The organism is Chitinophagaceae bacterium, from assembly GCA_016713085.1.
Taxonomy (GTDB): Bacteria; Bacteroidota; Bacteroidia; order Chitinophagales; family Chitinophagaceae; genus Lacibacter.
In genome coordinates this window covers 2,085,362-2,105,449 of record JADJPV010000001.1, presented here as the reverse complement: position 1 = coordinate 2,105,449, position 20,088 = coordinate 2,085,362, and the positions used below count along the sequence as shown (strand labels likewise).

The 20,088-nt window shown below is 40.1% G+C and carries 18 protein-coding genes and 5 pseudogenes; 10 read left to right on the top strand and 13 right to left on the bottom strand.

The window, feature by feature from the left end:
• The first annotated feature begins 22 nt into the window (after positions 1–22).
• From IPK31_10245 to IPK31_10235, 3 genes and pseudogenes are all read left to right on the top strand, one after another.
• Positions 23–995: pseudogene (locus IPK31_10245) on the top strand (M23 family metallopeptidase).
• 291 nt (positions 996–1,286) lie between these two features.
• Positions 1,287–1,628 (top strand): MerR family transcriptional regulator, encoded by a 342-nt coding sequence (locus tag IPK31_10240; protein MBK8088283.1) that lies wholly within the window; start codon positions 1,287–1,289, stop codon positions 1,626–1,628.
• A gap of 44 nt (positions 1,629–1,672) precedes the next feature.
• Positions 1,673–2,191, top strand: coding sequence for a thioredoxin family protein (locus IPK31_10235; GenBank protein ID MBK8088282.1), 519 nt, complete (start codon positions 1,673–1,675; stop codon positions 2,189–2,191).
• A gap of 4 nt (positions 2,192–2,195) precedes the next feature.
• Here the strand turns inward: IPK31_10235 and IPK31_10230 are convergent, their stop codons facing one another.
• From IPK31_10230 to rsfS, 8 genes and pseudogenes are all read right to left on the bottom strand, one after another.
• Positions 2,196–2,810 (bottom strand): mechanosensitive ion channel, encoded by a 615-nt coding sequence (locus IPK31_10230; protein ID MBK8088281.1) that lies wholly within the window; start codon positions 2,808–2,810, stop codon positions 2,196–2,198.
• The gene (locus IPK31_10225) at positions 2,801–3,268 is read right to left on the bottom strand and encodes a hypothetical protein (protein ID MBK8088280.1); all 468 of its coding nucleotides are present in this window, start codon (positions 3,266–3,268) and stop codon (positions 2,801–2,803) included. The genes IPK31_10230 and IPK31_10225 overlap by 10 nt, the downstream gene beginning before the upstream one ends.
• A 38-nt stretch (positions 3,269–3,306) precedes the next feature.
• Entirely contained in the window at positions 3,307–4,107 is an 801-nt protein-coding gene (locus tag IPK31_10220) for a hypothetical protein (GenBank protein ID MBK8088279.1), read from the bottom strand.
• Entirely contained in the window at positions 4,104–4,862 is a 759-nt protein-coding gene (locus tag IPK31_10215; protein ID MBK8088278.1) for a UDP-2,3-diacylglucosamine diphosphatase, read from the bottom strand. Before IPK31_10215 ends, IPK31_10220 begins: the two co-directional genes overlap by 4 nt.
• A gap of 32 nt (positions 4,863–4,894) precedes the next feature.
• Positions 4,895–5,323, bottom strand: coding sequence for a gamma-glutamylcyclotransferase (locus IPK31_10210; protein ID MBK8088277.1), 429 nt, complete (start codon positions 5,321–5,323; stop codon positions 4,895–4,897).
• Positions 5,324–5,367: 44 nt separating this feature from the next.
• Positions 5,368–6,009: a lactate utilization protein gene (locus IPK31_10205; protein MBK8088276.1), complete on the bottom strand. Its 642-nt coding sequence runs from the start codon at positions 6,007–6,009 to the stop codon at positions 5,368–5,370.
• A gap of 10 nt (positions 6,010–6,019) precedes the next feature.
• Positions 6,020–7,800: pseudogene (ftsH, locus tag IPK31_10200) on the bottom strand (ATP-dependent zinc metalloprotease FtsH).
• A gap of 115 nt (positions 7,801–7,915) precedes the next feature.
• Complete coding sequence (gene rsfS, locus IPK31_10195; GenBank protein ID MBK8088275.1) at positions 7,916–8,323, bottom strand: ribosome silencing factor; 408 nt, start codon at positions 8,321–8,323, stop codon at positions 7,916–7,918.
• A 172-nt stretch (positions 8,324–8,495) separates the two neighbouring features.
• On the opposite strand from rsfS, the gene IPK31_10190 reads away from it, so the two are divergent.
• A complete protein-coding gene (locus IPK31_10190; GenBank protein ID MBK8088274.1) occupies positions 8,496–9,170 on the top strand; it encodes a biotin--[acetyl-CoA-carboxylase] ligase in 675 nt (224 codons plus the stop codon).
• A gap of 95 nt (positions 9,171–9,265) precedes the next feature.
• Positions 9,266–10,717 (top strand): NADP-dependent isocitrate dehydrogenase, encoded by a 1,452-nt coding sequence (locus IPK31_10185; GenBank protein MBK8088273.1) that lies wholly within the window; start codon positions 9,266–9,268, stop codon positions 10,715–10,717.
• 12 nt (positions 10,718–10,729) lie between these two features.
• Here the strand turns inward: IPK31_10185 and IPK31_10180 are convergent, their stop codons facing one another.
• From IPK31_10180 to IPK31_10160, 5 genes and pseudogenes are all read right to left on the bottom strand, one after another.
• Positions 10,730–11,044 carry a DUF4157 domain-containing protein gene (locus IPK31_10180; protein ID MBK8088272.1) on the bottom strand — a complete coding sequence of 105 codons (315 nt, stop codon included), beginning with the start codon at positions 11,042–11,044 and terminating at the stop codon, positions 10,730–10,732.
• Between the two features lie 62 nt (positions 11,045–11,106).
• Positions 11,107–11,484 carry a hypothetical protein gene (locus IPK31_10175; protein MBK8088271.1) on the bottom strand — a complete coding sequence of 126 codons (378 nt, stop codon included), beginning with the start codon at positions 11,482–11,484 and terminating at the stop codon, positions 11,107–11,109.
• 104 nt (positions 11,485–11,588) lie between these two features.
• Entirely contained in the window at positions 11,589–11,921 is a 333-nt protein-coding gene (locus tag IPK31_10170; protein MBK8088270.1) for a cytochrome c, read from the bottom strand.
• A gap of 77 nt (positions 11,922–11,998) precedes the next feature.
• Positions 11,999–12,454: pseudogene (gene bcp, locus IPK31_10165) on the bottom strand (thioredoxin-dependent thiol peroxidase).
• Between the two features lie 166 nt (positions 12,455–12,620).
• A complete protein-coding gene (locus IPK31_10160) occupies positions 12,621–14,309 on the bottom strand; it encodes a M23 family metallopeptidase (GenBank protein ID MBK8088269.1) in 1,689 nt (562 codons plus the stop codon).
• A 342-nt stretch (positions 14,310–14,651) separates the two neighbouring features.
• Between IPK31_10160 and carB the strand changes: the two are divergent.
• The 5 genes and pseudogenes from carB to IPK31_10135 all read left to right on the top strand — a co-directional run bounded on the left by carB (position 14,652) and on the right by IPK31_10135 (position 20,074).
• Positions 14,652–16,297, top strand: a pseudogene (carB, locus tag IPK31_10155) (carbamoyl-phosphate synthase large subunit).
• A gap of 177 nt (positions 16,298–16,474) precedes the next feature.
• On the top strand, positions 16,475–17,560 hold the full coding sequence (locus IPK31_10150; protein MBK8088268.1) for an SGNH/GDSL hydrolase family protein: 1,086 nt from the start codon (positions 16,475–16,477) through the stop codon (positions 17,558–17,560).
• Positions 17,561–17,672: 112 nt separating this feature from the next.
• Positions 17,673–19,536: pseudogene (locus IPK31_10145) on the top strand (carbamoyltransferase).
• 24 nt (positions 19,537–19,560) lie between these two features.
• On the top strand, positions 19,561–19,713 hold the full coding sequence (locus tag IPK31_10140) for a hypothetical protein (protein MBK8088267.1): 153 nt from the start codon (positions 19,561–19,563) through the stop codon (positions 19,711–19,713).
• Position 19,714: 1 nt separating this feature from the next.
• A complete protein-coding gene (locus tag IPK31_10135) occupies positions 19,715–20,074 on the top strand; it encodes a hypothetical protein (GenBank protein MBK8088266.1) in 360 nt (119 codons plus the stop codon).
• Positions 20,075–20,088 lie beyond the last annotated feature (14 nt).

The following is a 20,088-nucleotide window of genomic DNA, read 5'->3' as shown; positions in this document are numbered from 1 at the left end:
CTATGCACACCGGATTGTTCATATGAAGAAAATCAAGTATTTCTATAATACCAATACCCTCCGGTATGAAAAACTGGTGACTCCGCTGCGTGTAAAACTGCTGCGGATTTTCAGTTTTCTTGCCGCTGTGTCTGTTGCCGGTTTTCTGTTCATGCAGGTATCGTACCGTTACTTCCCTTCTGCCAACGAAAAAAAATTACTGAACCAGAATGAGCGTTTAAAAGATAACTATTCAATTCTCAGTGAAGAGCTCACAAGAATGAACCGTGAACTGCATGAAATTGAGAAGAGAGATAACCAGGTGTACCGTTCTATTTTTGAAGCAAGTCCAATACCCGACAGTGCAAGAGCTAAGATGATTGAGAAACAGGCAGAGGAAAAACTCATTGCCAGTTTAACAGAAGATGAACTGAATACAACCATCATTTCACAGATCAATACATTACGCAACAGGTTATATGCGCAAACAACTTCGTTTTCTGCTATTGAAACAATGGTGAAAAAACAAAGAAGCATTGCTGAGTGCAACACCTGCTATTCAACCTGTGAGCAATAAAGATCTTTCCCGTATGGCCTCCGGTTTTGGTTACAGGATTGATCCTGTATATAAAACAACCAAGATGCATGCAGGTCTTGATTTTGCTGCACCACAGGGAACGCCTATTTATGCAACAGCTGATGGTGTGGTTGAAACGTCTGGGAATACAGGCAACGGTTATGGCAATCATGTGGTGATTAATCATGGCTACAACTATGAAACATTATACGGACACATGGTGAGAGTGAAAGCAAAATCAGGGCAAAAAGTACGCAGAGGTGAAGTGATTGGCTGGGTGGGAAGTACAGGAAAAAGTACAGGACCTCATCTGCATTATGAAGTACATAAAAATGGCAATGCCATTGATCCGATCTATTTCTTTTATAATGATCTTACACCTGAGCAGTTTGACCGTATGTTGAAAATTGCTGCAACAGGCAACCAGAGTTTTGATTGATGAAAAAGACAGCCGATAGTAATGAGCCGGTAGTTATTAGTCAATACAGTTTCTGTCTTTATCCACAAACACTATCAGCAACAGACTAAGAGCTGCTGTCTATTGACGAATAACTTATTTTTGCTAAAACTTACAATTCTGGCAACACCTTCTCAGATATCATTTGTGTTTGATGAACCAACCAAGCCTGCACCTGCAAAGCGTGGACGTAAGCCTTTGAACAGACCTCCCAAACCCAAACAGAAAAGAGGAAGAAAGAGTTTAAAGGAAATGGGGAATGAGGCAGATATGATGGAACTGCCAAGTGATGAAATATTAAACAAGAAATTATATTACAGTATTGGTGAAGTGGGTGAATTATTCAACTTAAATCCATCTTCACTCCGTTACTGGGAAACAGAGTTTACCGTTATCAAACCAAGAAAGAATAAAAAAGGTGACCGGTTTTATACAGTAGCCGATTTAAAAAAACTGCACCTGATCTATTTCCTGCTCCGCTTTAAGAAATATACCATTGAAGCAGCAAAAGATTACCTGAAGAAACATAAAGACGAAGCGGAAGTTAGGTTTGAGCTGGTGCAGAGTTTGCAGCAGATTAAATCATTTTTATTAAGTTTAAAAGCAGATCTATAACCCCACCCAACCCTCCCCTGAAAGGGAGGGCTAAAAAAATATATATGAAATACTTAAGTACCCTTGTGATTGCATTTCTTGCAACACAACTATCCTTTGCACAGGTTCAATACGAAGTCTCAAAAGATCCAAAAAATGGATTAAAAACGGTGAAGGGAATTTTAAGCCGTGAACAGTTACAAAATGATACAGCTTTTGCGTGGATGAAGAATGATATCAGCTGGTACAAACCCAATGCAGTATGTGTAGCCAATCTTACTCCTGTTAAAGACAGTATTCAGTTAATCGTTTTCATTGGTACATGGTGCGAAGATTCACATATAGTATTACCGCAGTTGCTGAAAATGCTAGACCTGGTAAAATTTGCAGCTGATCATTTAACCATTATTGGTGTAGACCGGAGTAAACAAACACTCGGCTCATTAAGTGCAGCCTTAGGTGTTACCAAAGCGCCAACTATTCTGGTGATGAAGAACGGTAAAGAAATTGGCCGTGTGGAAGAATATGGAAAGTATGGTGTGTATGACCAGGAACTGGCTGAGGTTTTTGCGAAAGTGAAATAACTAACTAATCATTCAATCCCTTTCCTGCCAGCTCAATTTCAAGAGTCTTCAGAATATTCAGCAACTCAAGATTGATGGTTTGTTTAATTTCCTGGAAACTGTTGAACTCAATAACAGCAGTGAAATAATCTACCTGCACTGTAATTGATTTCAAACCGATTTCTGTAACAAACACATTTCCCTGCTGAATGATTTCATTTTGCTCCAGCAATTTCCCTGCTTTATCTGTTAACTGCAAAAGCTGATTAGCCTGTGTCTGCACACTCAGCTCCAGTCTTATTTCGGCTTTACGTTGAGAACGGAGTGAAAGATTATCAAGAATACTGTCCACCATTTTTTTATTGGGAACGGTGATAAATGTTTTCTGATCAGTTCTGATTCTTGTACTTCTTAATCCAATCCGTTCAACATTACCGGTGATATTTTCCACTTTCACCAGGTCGCCCATCGTAAAAGGTTTATCAAAGAAAATGATAAAAGAAGCGATCAGGTTTTCCAGGCTCTCTCTGGTGGCAAGAGCTACTGCTGCCGTAATAATGCTGAGTCCTGTAATAAGATTGGAAATATTGAAATTCAAAACAAATCTTGTGAACATCAAAATGCCAATAATCAGTACCACAACTTTAAAGAAATCACGAAAAAAACAACCAGCTGGTTATCACTTTGATCAGCTGTTTGATTTGCTTTGGCTTCAAACAGCAAACCCAGAAAATCGATGAACCGCCGCAACAGGCGAATAAAGAAAATAACTAACACCGCTTTGCCGATTGCTTCCACCAAATCTTTTGAGCTGATTTTATAAAGTTCAACATCCAGCACTGCAGGAAATTTCAATTTGTGTACCGAAAGAATAATTACAACTGTTACAATAAACCATTCCATAGGTATCAGTACCAGTGAAATAAACTGGTCACGGCTTACATACTTTTTTGCTTTAGGAAAAAGACGGTACAGCAATCCGCAGAGGAATCTTGACACAATTCCTTTCAGTAAAAACATTGCAAGAAGAATAAGGATGATCCACAAATAACTGCTGAGCGGATTATCGAAAACCATTCTGTTAAAAAAATCAGGCATAACGCAAAAATAATGGCTTAACGCTTTAGATGCGAATACTAAAATGAGAAATGTAATATCGATCCGTTCTGCAGCACATATAAATGGCCGGGGCGTATCACTGCTTTCTGCCGTTCGGTAATTATAGCAGGGAGCTGCAGCTTGTTCTCCGTTAATGTTCCGGTTGTATAGGCCAGCATCTGCTGGTTCTCAAGACCAATCACTGTTTTTCCAAAAACAGAAAGATCTGTAAGACCGAGGTAAGAAATTTTTGTTTTAAACGATCCATAGTAATCAAATACATAAACACCTTTTGCAGGGTCGTAGAGATAAACAAATCCATCCTGGTCAAAAATTTGGGTGGGTGTTGGCACATCGTCAAAAACAGTTCTTAAATCAACTGTTTCAAATAATACTTTTCCATCATCTCCAATCTTTTTCAGTTTGTTATTCTGTTCATCATATAACCAGATATTGTTATCACTGCTTTGTGCAATTGCCTTTACCTGGAAAATATTCTGCTTCCGCAGATCAATTGTATTGATCATGTTTAAAAAACGGTCGAGCACAACAACAGTAGAGAAATTCTTGTAGTACAGTAATACTTTCAGCGGATTGGTTGCATCAATGGAATACAGCTTTCCATACCTGCGAACATCATTGAACAGACCAATTGAATCGCCCTGTGCATTCAGCTTTTTCAGTTGATTGTTTTTCGACAGCAGGAAATAGTTACCAAGATTATCAACTGTAAAATCAATAACCCCCCCTTCAATGCTTTTCACCTGCTTAAAAGCAGATTGCTGTGCAAATGAAGTAAAAGCACTAATCAGAAATAATATGGAAAGAAGGATTCTCAATTTTTATAATAATTCAGTTCTAACTGTTCTCCATCAAACGATGCATAACTGAAGTATCGTATCCAGTCGCCGAGATTAATATAGCGGCTATTATCAGTAAGACGAAAATCGATGGGCAGATGGCGGTGTCCGAACACAAAAAAATCATAAAACTTTTTCTGCAGTACTTCTTTTGAATAAGTAATCAGCCATTCATTGTCTTCTCCCAGAAATGTTTCTTCAACTGCACCTGTTTGTGCACGGCTTCTTCGGCTTAAATAATTCGCCAGGCCCATACCCATATACGGAGGAAGAATTCCAAACAGCCATTGGCAAAGCGGATTGCGGAAAATCTTCTTCAGCATTTTATACCCATGATCACCAGGACCAAGTCCATCACCATGTCCAATTAAAAACTTCTTATTGTTGAATGTAAATTCTTTCGGCTCATAATAAACAGGAATATTCAGTTCTTTCTGCAGATAATCTTTCATCCACATATCATGATTGCCCACAAAAAAATGAATGGGAATTCCGGTATCGGTTATCTCTGCCAGCTTGCCCAGTAAACGTACATAACCTTTTGGAACAACCATCCTGTATTCGTACCAGAAATCAAAGAGATCACCAACAATAAAAATAATTGCTGCTGAACTTTTTATTTCATCGAGAAACTGAACAATCTTTTTTTCACGGACAAGACTCTGTTCATAATTGGGAGCGCCCAAATGAAAATCGGAAAGGAAGTATATTTTTTTTCCGGGGTCGAGTTGCATCAAACAAATATAAAGAAGGTAGTAAAGCTGATCTATAAAATATTCTTCCGCCTGGCATACTCAAACACATCACCACTTTCAATCAAAGGTTTTCCTTCTGTATCCCCTTTATACCAGTATATCCATGAAGTGTATTCATTTCCATCTGCAATTACTGTTGTTACAGCCCGTTGATACTGCTGTTCTTCTCCTTCTTCCGGATATACACCTTCATAATCATCGAGCTGGCTGATGGCCCAGTTAAATTCTTCTTCTGAATTTGCTTTGTATAATTCGCCTATAATATATTTCTCTTCAGCAGTTGGAATGCCCGCAGGGTATTCACCAAGATCATACAGCTTGCCTTTTACTTTTCCATTGGCAACCAGTTGAAAGTAAGGGCTCATAAACTGAAAAGCAGGGCTTGGAAATCCGCTTCTTAAACTTCCGTAAACAAACAGGTATAGGTTTGCATCGTTCATGTCTTAAAGATACAATGCAGAAGATGGAGAAAAAATTATTAATTTCAGGAAGCTGACTCAACCAGGAATACAAATACTTCTTTAGGACCATGCACACCTACTACCAATGTTTTTTCAATATCGGCTGTGCGGCTTGGACCTGTTGCAAAGGAGATGAAGGAAGGAAGTTGCCCATTATATTTTTCACGTAGCAACTGTAATGCATCTTTCAGATCATATACCAATTGATTGCTGTATGCAATACAAACATGGATGGGCGCATACACACTTGTTGTACGTCCGCTTTCATTGGCTGAACTCAACACCATGGTTCCGGTGCGGCTCACTAATAATTCACAGGTGGTAAAACTTACATCACAATCGGAAAGCTGATCATAAAATGCAACAGGAAACTGATTCTTCTGTAAGACTTTTTTCAATTTTTCTTCCCTGCAAACGATCTTGTTCCAGTTATTTGCAGCCGAGAGTTGAAGTAATTGCTCAGCCATATCTTTTTCATCGGCACAGAAAACAAACTTACCCTGCAGTTTGGTAAACTCCTGTGCAAACTGAACAGCCATATCATCAACAGGTGGCTGAAACACACTGCTGTTACCTTCACTTTGGGGAAAAGGAACAGGCACCGGATTACTCAGTGCCTGTCTTATTTTCTTAAGAATATTTTCCTTTGCGGGAGAAACACTCATGATATACTGATTATGTTGTAGGATTTAATTCTCGGCCTTCTTTGTCAACGTTTGCTGCATGTGTTGCCGGTACATTATCTTCATCGAGCAACTTCTTATGTTCAAACGGACGTTTACCGATCAATGCTTCCACATCGCTCTGGAACAACACTTCTTTTTCAAGTAGTTCCTTTGCCAGTTTTTCAACTGCATCTTTTTTCTCAGTGAGTAATGCTTTTGTTCTGATATATGCTTCATCAATGAGTTTGCGTACTTCATTGTCAATCATCTCAGCAGTCTTTTCACTGTATGGTTTGGTGAAAGTCTGCTCCTGTGAAGGATCGTAATAACTGATATTACCCAGCTTATCATTCATTCCGTAAACAGTGATCATGGAATAAGCAATCTTCGTTATCTGCTGCAGATCATTACTTGCTCCTGTTGAAATTTTACCAAAGAAAATATCTTCACTTGCTCTTCCTCCGAGTGTCATACAGATCTGATCATTCAACTGCTCAATATTATAGAGATACTGTTCCTTCGGTGTGTACTGAGCATATCCCAATGCAGCTGTTCCTCTTGGAACGATGGTTACTTTCAACAACGGATACGCATGTTCTAAATACCAGCCGCAAATTGCGTGTCCTGCTTCATGATAAGCAATGATCTCTTTTTCTTCAGGGCTGATGAGTTTATTCTTTTTCTCCAATCCGCCAATCACACGGTCAATAGCATCCTGGAAATCACTCATATCAACTGCAGGTTTTCCTTTTCTTGCTGCAATCAAGGCTGCTTCATTACAAACATTGGCAATATCAGCACCGGCAAATCCTGGTGTTTGTTCGGCAAGTTTATGAATATCGAGTGTTTCAGAAATTTTAATTGGTTTCAGATGCACTTTGAAAATCTGTTCACGGCCTTTTACATCAGGACGGTCAATAGAGATCTGGCGATCGAAACGACCGGGACGTAGCAAGGCAGGATCCAATACATCAGGACGGTTTGTTGCCGCCAGAATGATGATACCGGTATCTCCACCAAAACCATCCATCTCAACCAGCAACTGGTTCAATGTATTTTCACGCTCATCGTTACTTACAATTGCATTCCTTCCACGGGCACGGCCAATGGCATCAATTTCATCAATGAAAATGATACAGGGGGCTTTCTCTCTCGCCTGTTTGAATAAATCTCTTACACGGCTTGCCCCAACCCCAACAAACATTTCCACAAAGTCAGATCCGCTAATGCTGAAGAAAGGAACCTGTGCTTCTCCAGCCATTGCTTTTGCAAGCAACGTTTTACCCGTACCGGGAGGGCCAATTAACAACGCACCTTTTGGAATTTTACCACCGAGTGCTGTATACTTTTTAGGTTGTTTCAGGAAATCTACAATTTCCATTACTTCCACTTTAGCTTCATCTAAACCTGCCACATCCTGGAAGGTTACATTCACCCTTGTTCCTTTTTCAAACAACTGGGCTTTTGATTTACCAATATTGAAGATCCCTCCTCCGCCGCCAGGGCCTGCACCACCACCGCTGTTCATTTTACGCATCAATAAAACCCACAAACCAATCAATACAAGAATGGGAAGTAGTAAGCTGATCAACGGACTCATCCAGTTCTCATCTGTTTTATAGTCAGCAGTTGGCTTTCCTGTGCATCAGGTGCAAGACCACGGTACATATTAAAGCCGATTAATACGACTGCTATGAGACCGTATATCCAATATATATTAAACTTAAATGCTTTACGGGGTTCTTTTCTGTCGCCGCCGTTTTCTGGATTGTTTCCTTGATTCAAACTCATCTTGTTGTTTTTTTTCCTGTATCACAGGAATTCTGATAGTATTACAAATTAGTGGCTAAAAGTTTCAGTTTTGTTCCTGTTAATTTTTTTCTGACACTTTTAACGGGTATTTACATCATTCATGATCCATACTGTTGGCATCGCTCCACATTTCTTCCAGGCGGTAAAACTTTCTTGTTTCTGAATGGAAGATATGCACCACCACATTCACATAATCAACCAGCACCCAATGCGAGGCAGTCATCCCTTCATGTCGGTAAGGCCCTTCTTCACAATTCTCTTTCACCTGGTATTCAATGTTATCAGCAATTGCTTTTACCTGGATTGTACTGCTTGCTTCGCAAATGATAAAGAAATCAGCAACCGCTTCAGGGATCTTACGAAGATCGAGGCTCACTATGCTTTCGCCTTTTTTTTCCTGGATAGCTTTCAGGATGGTTTTAAATAACTTGCTGTTTCGGTTTATGCGGGAAATTGACTTGGTTTCTTTGCTCCTGGTACCTGACAGAGATAGTGTGCTCAATCGATGGGTTGTTTAATGAAAAAATCTGTTTTTTGTTTTACCGCTATTCAGCGGCATATTTACATTTCTTAATTTGTCCAAAATTAAACAATCTTCATCAACCTTGCCTCTTAAAAAATCAGATAGCTCCTGGATTGAACTGGACACGGTGGACAGCACCAACAACTATGCCATGGCACTGGTTCATGAAGGACTGGCACAGCATGGAAAAGTGGTGTTTGCCCATCATCAAACAAAGGGAAAAGGTCAGCGGGGGAAGGTTTGGGAAACCACAGTAGGCGAGAATCTCAGCTTCTCTATCATTGTACAACCCTCATTTCTATTGGCAACCCAGGGCTTTCAGTTACTGGCAACCACTGCTGTTGCTGTTCGTAACCAACTGGAGAAAATAACCGGTGATGAAGCAAAGATTAAATGGCCCAACGACCTCTACTGGCGTGACAGAAAGACAGGAGGCATCCTTATTGAAAACGTATTTCGTGGTACACAATGGCAATGGGCCATTATTGGAATCGGGATCAATGTAAATCAAACTGAGTTTACAGGGTTGCAAAATCCGGTATCCATCAAACAGATAACCGGGCATGATACCGACATCAAACAACTGGCACTGGACATCCATTCTAACCTGATGCTTTCAATCGATCAGCTCCAAAAAAATGGGTTTGCCGGTTTCTATGATCAATACAACTGCCAACTCTATAAACGTAATGAAATGGTGAGATTGAAAAAAGGCAGCAGGAGCTTTGAAACCATAATCAATTCTGTAAGCGAACAGGGACAACTTATTACCGGATCAGATACAAATGAATTTTTCGATTTTGGTGAAGTGGATTGGGTTGTTTAAAAAATAATGCTTTTTGCCTGAGTTCCCTTTCTTTCAAAGCCACCCGAAGCTTACCTTTGCCGCTCCCGTTAGCTATCGGGATAAAACAATAACACATGAAAATTGCAGTTGCTAAAGGTGATGGCATCGGTCCTGAAATAATGGAAGCCGTACTGAATATTTTTAAAGCCAATAAGGTTCCCCTTGAGTATGAATTTGTAGATATGGGCAAGTGGGTGTTTGATAAAGGTTTCAATAATGGTATGACCCCCGAAGCCAAAGAAGCAATTGAGCGGCTTGGCTTATTGTTTAAAGGCCCAATGGAAACCCCGAAAGGAAAAGGTGTAAAAAGTATCAACGTAACTGCACGAAAAACCTGGAACACATTTGCCAACAAAAGAGCCTTCAAAACACTTCATGGTGTTGATACTGTTTTCAGCAAAGCTGGCATCCCCATTGATCTTACGGTTGTAAGAGAAAATATTGAAGATACCTATGGCGGTATTGAACATATGCTTACACATGATGTGGCATTGAGCCGCCGTTTTATTACACGTCCCGGCAGTATGCAGGTTATCCGCTATGCATTTGAAATGGCAAGACAGGAAAAAGCAAAACGAATCACTTGCGGCCACAAGGCCAACATCATGAAAATTACTGATGGATTATTTCTTGAAGTGTTTTATGAAGTAGCCAAAGAATATCCTGAGCTGAAAGCAGATGATATTATAGTAGATGACCTCTGCATGAAACTGGTTACTAAACCTGATCTGTTTGATGTGCTTGTTCTGACTAATCTGCAGGGTGATATTGTAAGTGACCTTTGTGCAGGCCTGGTTGGTGGTTTAGGTTTTGCACCTTCAGCAAACATTGGCGATCATATTGCCATTTTTGAAGCAGTGCATGGTACAGCACCGGATATTGCCGGAAAAAATATTGCCAACCCCACTGCATTATTGCTGAGCGGATTTGCCATGTTGCGTCATGTTGGATTAACAGAGAATGCAGACATCATTGAAAATGCTTTATTGTATACACTGGAAAGTGGTGTTCATACAGGTGACTTTGGCGACAAGTCAATTCCCTCAGTGAATACAACCCAATTTGCAGAAGCCATCATCAGCAACTTTGGAAAGAAACCTGAACTGGGTGCAAAAGAAATTATTCCAAACAAACCCGGCACACCTACTCCATTGAAATTAGAATTCAATTCAATGATGGTTTCGCATGAAGTTGAACAGGAAACCATTGTTGGTGTGGATCTCTTTATTGAAAGCGAAGAACAGCCGACAGAAATTGCAGTAAAATGTCAGCGACATGCCGGTGTTAAATTTAAGCTGGTGAACATCAGCAACCGTGGCACACAGGTTTGGCCAACAGGCTCAGTGTATACCAATCTTGTAAACCAGTATAATGTGCGCTTTGAAAGTATTGAAGATTATCCGCTGAATCAACAGGATGTTATTGGATTATATGTAAGCATGAGCGGCAACTTTAAGATCTGCTCCTTTGAATTACTGAACATGTGGGGCGATAAAAAAGCTTACAGTTTAGCGCAGGGGCAGTAAAATATTTTCACTTTAAATTTTCGGGGAGCTTCTGTCTGGAAGCTCCTTTTCTTTTTCCCTTGCTTCCACTTCAAACGGATTATTATAATAACCGTATTTCATACTGTACCACAAATACAGTGTAAGAAACTTCAACAGCCCATGTTTTTTGTATTGTTCAATATGTACCAGTTCATGTTTCAGCCAGCGCTGATCATTTAAAAAAACTTCCCTTGAAGTATTATGCAGATGAATGGTTTTACCAATCACCATGGCTACTCTGTCGGCTTTGAGCTTTTTTGCTGCCAGTAAAGCAAGAAAGGAATTTTCTTTGATTCGTATGTTCATCTGCATAAAAAAAGTGCATCGTAAAGATGCACCCTATTTAAACATGGTTTTTTTTTAATCTGTTAATTATTGGCGCCGCCCGCATCAATCCAGCAAATGATGGAGTTCTTCTGTGCAGCAGTGAGTGTACCTGTTTTAGGCATTGCACCACTTATGATTGCAGCCCTGATCAATGATTTTGATGCGCTGATCAGCGTAAAATCTGTAAGAGCACCAGGCCCGTTAACTGAACCTGAATTATGACAACTGCTCTGTGCACATACCGTTTGGAAAATTGGATTTACATCAGTAGCAAAACTGGTAGCAGCACCGTTGCAATTTGGTGTAAATGGAGGAGTGCCTCCGCCGTTGTTTCCGCCACCTGTTCCTGAGCCAGATTTACTGCAGCTCATCATCAAAACAAAAGAAAACAGTACGGTTGTCAGGGTAAGTCCTTTCATAACTTTTTTTGAGTAAGTTAGGCCTACTGTTAAGATGCAAAAGATGCAAAAAGACTGAACAGGGATTTTCAATGTTTGAACAGGGACTGGCAATTATTCAACAATTAGTTATTAGGAGCACCGCAATTAATCCAGCTGATTAAAGCAGTTTTATCAGCTGCAGGCAGAGTTCCGCCTTGTGGCATAATACCTGCTTCCACCTGTGCTTTGATTTGATCTTTTTTACTGAAGATGAGGCTGTAACTTGTAAACGGACCGCCAGTATTTGTGCTGCCACTGCCATGACAACCACTGCTGAATGCGCAATTGGTTTGAATAATAACCGAAACAGTTGCAGAGAACCCAGTTGTACAGTTATTATCAGAACTTCCTTTCCTGCATGCATTCATCAATAATGCGATTAGAATAAAGAAGAAAATAACAATGATTTTACGCATTGACAGGCTGGTTAAAGTTTACTGTAAAAAGAAATGATACGGATTCTCTTTACTAACGAAATAACTGACAGCTTATTTCAGCAGCTCAAGTATCTGAGCTGTATGCTTTTTGTATTGGGCCGGAGAATGATATGCTCAATGATTCCTTTTTCATTAATGACAAACGTAGTACGCAACAATCCATCATAAATCTTACCCATGAACTGTTTCTTTCCCCATACATCATAAGCTTCGATCATTTCATGCTTTTCATCAGCAATTAAACGAAAGGGCAAACTGTATTTTGTTTCAAATTTTTTATGCTTTACAACAGTATCTTCACTTACACCAATAATTTCAAAACCCAGTTTTTTCAGTTCAGCAAAATTATCCCGCAGGTTACATGCCTGTGCGGTGCAACTGAGCGTATCATCCTGCGGATAGAAATAAAGAATGATTTTTTTCCCTTTATACTCAGTTGATGCAATTTTCTTTCCATTCTGATCAACCCCTTTAAACGCTGGTGCTTTATCTCCGGCTTTTAATTTCGTAACATAGTTTTTAAAGGGAACTTTTTCGTTGCTGCTTTTTCACTGTTGCCATGTCTTATAATTTTATAGAAACGCTGGTGACGCTGATTGAAACGGATTAGTACACATTTGATCTGTGATCATCTGCAAACATCCGTGTCATCCGTGTTTCTATTTTACATCCAATCTTTTATTTTCTTGTAAACCTGATAATTCTCTCCATTACATTTCCTGCTTCATCTTCAATATGAATCATCAACTCATGTGCTCCTGGTGAACAATGCTCATCGGCCCAGTAAGTAAATCCATTTCCACGCTGCACAAAACGTAACCACTCTCCATCCAGTTCAGCCCGGAAGTTTTTTATCTCGTGCCAGTTATCCTTGGCTACAATGGTAATTCTTCCACCATTTGACAAAGTTCCACCTTCTTTAATTCCCATAATGGCAATGGTTGGCGGCACAGCATCCGCTTCCAGCCGAACCTCACCAAACTCCCTGAACTTTGCTTCATGCCAGCCTTTGGTTACAGTTGTTTTCATGACATCTGTTTTTCCTTTGGCTGTTTTCACCATAATGATCCTGTTCTGTAATTCAGCCGGAATTATTCTGTTTGGTTTGATTAAAATATGCATGGAATCATGTACAGGAATTGCCGGTGTATGCAATACATGAATATTTGAATAAGCCGTTGCACTGGTTTTATAATTGTATACAAAGCGGATGGCATCGTACAAACTCTTTTCACTTGTTGTGAGTTGAATATCATCCTTTTCAAACACGTTGATTTGTGCGGGAAGCATGTACCTGCTGTCGTGCTGATAATTGGCGGGTGCTGCAACAACTGCTGCTCTTTTTATTTTAAACTGAAGATTGGATGCGTTTCCTGCGGCATCTTTCACTACTATTTTTATTTGATGTGTTGCTGTATCTTCCAGTACAACCATTCCATCATCCTTCCACTTCTGATACATTTTTAAACGATCACCGGGTAATGCAGTAATATGCTGATAGTATGGTCCGCCGTTTGACTTAATCTTATAATCTGCATGTGCATTTAAGTAACGGGTTTCTAAATAATCAATATCATCTACCTGGAAACCACTTACAGGTTCACCATCAACATAGGTTACTGCTTCATAAATTCCATTGGGATTGGGCACACCTGTAGTTCGGTCGGTTGCAACCAATGCAAAGCTGATACGGCTGCTGTTCACTGTTATCGTTCCTCCGGGAACGGAATAACCACCTGCTACTTTCACAAATGCGGTTGTTTTAGGTGTTTGTTCATAAGTGCTTTGATTACGGTCATAAATTGCCAACCGTTTCAAATCGGGAGGAGTAATATCATAAATATTAAAATCAAACAGTAATGGATTTAAACAGGCTTCATCACTTGTTCTCCTGATTTCAAAATGAAGATGCGGACCCTGTGATCCTCCGGTATTACCACTGTAAGCAATAAACTGTCCTTTCTTTACAGGGAATAAATTGGGTGGAATATTGAGTTCAATCTTCCAACTCTGTGCTTTGTATTGCTGTTCAATCACCCACTTTTGCAACTCAGGATAAAATGCATTCAAATGAGCATATAGAGAAGTGTAGCCGTTTGGATAACTGATATAAATGGCATTGCCGAAACCACCTGCTTCAATCTTTACTTTCGAAATATATCCATCAGCTACAGCCACTTCCGCAACATTCTCATGCTGTTGCGTGCTGAAATCGAGACCCATGTGAAAATGATTGGGACGCATTTCGCCATAATTCGCATTGAGCTTAATGGGAATGTTCTGCGGATTACGGAAATAGCCCTTTGGATAATTTTTGACCGGGAAAAGCTGAGCAGTAGTGGAATGAAAAAGGAAAAAGAAAAACAAAGGATAAAAAATTGTTTCAACATGCGGCAAAAATAAGGCAGATGAAAGAAACGGTTTGTCACTGAGGCACGGAATACACAGATGGTGATAATTAATTACAATTTGCTGCAAAGTCCAGAAGACTGAAAGGCCAGAAAGCTTTCTTTGTGAACTTCATGATTTTGTGTCTTTGTGGCGAAAAGCTGAACAGGGTTCCAACTATCAAACGGAGCGTCGCCAATACAGACGCACATAGCTGCTAACGTTCGTTACAAAACCGCTTTGAAAAATCTGAATAACTGATGTAAAATTTTCGTCTCTTCATTCCGTTCAATCCAATACTTTTGCAGCCAAATTCTCCCCATGCCAAAAGATAATTCGATAAAAAGTGTGCTGATCGTAGGCAGCGGCCCAATTGTGATTGGCCAGGCCTGTGAATTTGATTACTCTGGTTCACAAGCAGCCCGCAGTCTTCGTGAAGAAGGAATTGAAGTGATCCTGATCAACAGCAACCCTGCCACCATTATGACTGATCCAATGATGGCAGATAAGGTTTACCTGTGGCCCCTCACAATTGAAAGCATTGAAAAGATACTGGAAGAAAATCCTCAACTTGATTCGGTGTTACCTACCATGGGCGGACAAACTGCTCTCAACCTTTGTAAAGAGGCTGATGAAATGGGCATTTGGGAAAAGTACAATGTGAACATGATCGGGGTGGATGTAAAGGCAATTGACACTGCTGAAGACAGGGAGAAATTCCGCCAGTTGATGATTAAGATTGGCGTTGGTGTGGCACCCAGCAGAGTTGCCAACTCACTCCTTGAAGGAAAAGAATTTGCACAGGAAATTGGTATTCCGTTAGTGATCCGTCCATCTTTTACCTTAGGTGGAAGTGGTGGCAGCATCGTTTTTCATAAAGATGAATTAGACAGTGCACTGGAACGTGGCTTACAGGCAAGCCCCATGCATGAGGTGCTGGTTGAAAAAGCCTTACTGGGCTGGAAAGAATTTGAACTTGAACTGCTTCGTGATAAGAATGATAATGTGGTGATCATTTGTACAGTAGAAAACTTTGATCCCATGGGTGTGCATACAGGCGACAGTATTACCGTTGCCCCTGCTATGACCCTCAGCGATACCGCTTTTCAGAACATGCGGAACATGGCGATTAAAATGATGCGTAGCCTCGGCAATTTTGCCGGTGGTTGTAATGTACAGTTTGCCATGAATCCTGAAACAGAAGAAATTATTTCCGTTGAGATCAACCCACGTGTAAGCCGTTCGTCTGCGCTGGCAAGTAAGGCAACAGGTTATCCTATTGCAAAATTGCTGCGAAACTGGCTATTGGTTACACACTCGATGAGTTGAAAAACCAGATCACACAAACTACTTCAGCTTACTTTGAACCAGCACTGGATTATGTAATCGTTAAAATGCCACGCTGGAATTTTGATAAATTCAAAGGTGCTGATGACCGTCTTGGTTTACAGATGAAGAGTGTTGGTGAGGTAATGAGCATTGGCAGAAGTTTTACGGAAGCGATTCAAAAAGCCTGTCAGAGTTTAGAGAACAATGCTGTTGGTTTAGGCTATTACGGACAAAGTGTAAAACATGCTGAAGAGCTGATTGAATATATCAAAGTGCCGAAATGGGACCGCATCTTCCGTATTAAAGATGCACTGATGGCTGGTGTGAGTGTGAAAACAATTGTGGAAGCAACCAAGATCGACCGCTGGTTTATTTACCAGATTCAGGATATAGTGAACATGGAAAGGGAGTTGATGAAGCATGATATGCAAAGCATCACCAAAGAATTGTTACGTGAAGCAAAACGCATGGGCTTTGGTGACGAACAGATTTGCCGCATCATGAAAGAAGATGCAAGCGAAGATGAATTGTATGAAAAGCGGAAAGCCTGGGGCATTACCAGAGTATACAAAATGGTGGATACCTGCAGTGCAGAGTTTGAAGCGAAGACCCCGTATTACTACAGTACGTTTGAATAAAGACCTCACCCCTCATTCCCCTCTCCTGTAGAGAGGGGACGGTGCAACTGTACAAATCCTGGTTTTGGAACTACCACATCAACAAAATAAAAATAATGAGCATGACATAAGTCATGCTTTTTCTTTTCTGTGCTTCCGTGCCTCTGTGGTAATTGTTATTTTAGATAACTTCATTCTATGAGAAAAAATCTCAAAGCACTTTTGTTTGGCTTGGTTGTGGCGCTACTGCTCTGCGACATTGTTTTGCGGATTTACAATCCCTTTGCAACCTATACCAAACAGGGGAAGCTTGTATTACCTGCCAATCAGAAAGCGGTGTTTGAAAATAAATGGATCTCACAACTAGATAAGCAGATTTATTATTCGAGAAACTCACTGGGTTTTCGTGGACCAGAACCAACGGACAGTATTTTCAAACTCAACTCAATTATAACCATTGGCGGCAGCACTACTGAATGCAGGTTTTTAAGCGACAGTACAACATGGCCTTTCTTATTAGGTGAGTCATTGAAAGATTCTATTCCCAATTTATGGATCAACAACGCAGGAATTGACGGGCATTCAACCTTTGGTCATTTGCATTTACTGAAAGAATATGTATTGAAACTGAAACCGAAATATATACTGCTGTTAACAGGCGTCAATGATGTGGAAACAGAAAAACCTGAAAGCTTCGATTTGATGAATGACAACAGAATTCACTTTACATCTGTGAACCAGTTTTTAAAATCTGTTCTTCTTAAAACAGAAATCGGTTCAACTGTCTTTCAATTTTATTCTGTCCGTCTGGCTTATAAAAAAGGGTTAATTCATAAAGAGGTTGATTTTAAAACACTTCCTGATACAACACTCTCAGCTTCTTTTGTAAAGCAGCAACTGGAGCATCAGAAAACTTATCTCACCGGTTATCAAACAAGATTGCAGGAAATTATTACTCTTTGCAAAACAAACGGAATACAACCCATCTTATTAACTCAGCCTTCTTTATACGGCGCTTATGTTGATTCAGCCACAGGGATGAAAATGGATACAAAGTATTATCCAATTGATGGCAATATCAAAAACAACCTGCTGCAGGAACAGGTGCTGGAAGAGTATAACAATGTGGTGCGTTCATTTCAAAACCAGACAGCAGTGATTGATCTGTCGAAACTGATGCCGAAAAACACAGCCTATTTTTACGACTTCATTCATTTCAATAAAAAAGGATCTGTGAAAGTGGCCAATCTGTTGACTGATGAATTAAGGCTTATCATCAAATAACTCAGTTAACGAAAAAGCTGACCGATTTCCCTGTTAAGAGATAAATGCAGACTAACCATTCCTGCTAACTAAAATCATCTTTGATTTAATTCAAAATAATTATTTTGCACTTATGTACATTCTGGGCATTTCAGCTTTCTACCACGATTCAGCCGCTGCCATCATTAAAGACGGAGAGATTATTGCCGCTGCACAGGAAGAACGCTTCACCCGTAAGAAACATGATTCCGGCTTCCCTTCAAAAGCTGTTGCTTATTGTTTGAAAGAAGCAAACATTTCCATTAACGATCTCGAAACGGTTGTCTTTTATGATAAACCTCTGCTGAAGTTTGAGCGTTTACTTGAAACCTATTATGCATTTGCACCAAAAGGAATTGCCTCTTTTATGATGGCGATGCCTGTATGGCTCAATGAAAAATTATTTCTGAAAAAAATCATCCGGGACGAATTAAAAAAGATTCAGGCCTATGATAAAAAGAAATTAAAACTGTTGTTCCCTGAGCATCATCTCAGCCATGCAGCTTCTGCTTTTTATCCATCCCCTTTTGATGAAGCAGCCATCCTCACCATTGACGGTGTGGGCGAGTGGGCAACAACAACCATCTGCAAAGGCAGCGGTAAAAATATTGAAATACTGAAGCAGTTGAATTTTCCGCATTCGGTTGGGCTGCTATACTCTGCCTTCACTTATTATCTCGGTTTTAAAGTAAACAGCGGTGAATATAAATTGATGGGGCTGGCTCCTTATGGCGATCCAACATCCGCACAAACAATTGAGTTCGTCAGTAAAATTAAAAACAACCTGGTAACCATTTTTGAAGATGGCTCTGTGTTTCTTGATCAGAAATATTTCAACTATGCAGTTGGTCTGCGTATGGTAAAGGACGATGCATTCAAACAGATATTTGGGTTTGCAAGAAGAGAACCGGAGGATGATTTACAGCAACAGCATTGCAACTTGGGCTTGGCCATTCAGCAGGTAACAGAAGAAATTGTATTGAAACTTGCAAAGCATGCAAAAGAATTAACTGGCTGCAAGAATATTTGCTTGTCAGGCGGTGTGGCATTGAACTGCGTTGCCAATGGCAAACTGCAGAATGAACAACTGTTTGATAAACTTTTTATTCAACCGGCAAGTGGTGATGCAGGCGGTGCTGTTGGTGCGGCATTGGCAGCACATCATATCTACTTTGAAAAAGAAAGAGTGCCTTCTGCTGAAATGGATGACATGAAAGGTGCTTATCTCGGACCTTCTTTTAGTGATGAAGAAATACAAAAGTGCTGCTGCTGCATTCAAAGCAAAATTTAAACGATACGAAGAACGAGAGCCACTTTATGAATTGGTGGCAAGAGTATTGAATGAAGGCAATGCCATTGGCTGGTTCCAGGGAAGAATGGAATTCGGACCAAGAGCATTGGGCAACCGGAGTATTCTTGCAGATCCACGCAATCCTGAAATGCAGAAGAAACTCAACCTGAAGATTAAATTCAGGGAAGGCTTCCGTCCTTTTGCTCCTGCTGTACTGGCTGATGATGCAAAAAATTATTTCGACCTGACAACGCCTTCGCCCTACATGTTGCTGGTGCAACAGGTAAAGAAAGAATTACAAAATGCAGTTCCTGAAAATTATCATCAGCAAACCATCAATCAGAAATTATATTTCCAGAAAAGCAGTTTACCTGCCATTACACATATTGATTACTCGGCACGCATTCAAACGGTACATGCATCAACCAACAAACCTTTTCATGATTTGCTTACAGCCTTTAAACAACTTACCGGTTGTTCAGTGCTCGTGAACACCAGTTTCAATGTAAGAGGTGAGCCGGTTGTTTGTACTCCGCTTGAAGCCTATCAATGTTTTATGCGTACGGAAATGGACTACCTGATTATTGAAAACTATCTCTTCAGTAAAAAAGATCAGCCTGAATGGAAAGAAAAAGACGACTGGAAGAAAAATATGCAACCAGATTAAAAAAGACATTCTAACTTTAATACTATGATTGAATTTCTGAAAGACATGTGGTCCTTCTTAAAAGAACGGAAAAAATGGTGGCTTGCCCCTATTATTATTTTTATGCTGCTGCTTGGCGCATTGTTGATTTTTGGAGGAAGCAGCGCAGTTGCACCTTTTATTTATTCACTGTTCTGATATGAAGTGGCAAATAAAACATACCTCGCTTACTGTCATTGCAATTGGCTTTGCCGTTCTGTATTTTTTCTTCCGGAAAGAATGGATGCTGGTACCAATTGGCATGGTGCTGATCGGTTTCCTTATTGGGCCCGTAGGCGAGTATATTCATCTTACCTGGATGATGATTGCCAAAGTGCTGGGTTATATCAACAGCCGGATTCTGCTCACTGTTTCGTTTTTCCTGATTCTTACCCCGGTTGCTCTTGCTGCCAGATTGCTGAGAAAAACATCCTTTCGTCTTTCAATTAATAAGGCAGACAGCTTGTTTACCACAAGAAATCATCTGTATTCAAAAAAAGACCTGGAACAACCATGGTAATCATTTGTACCTGC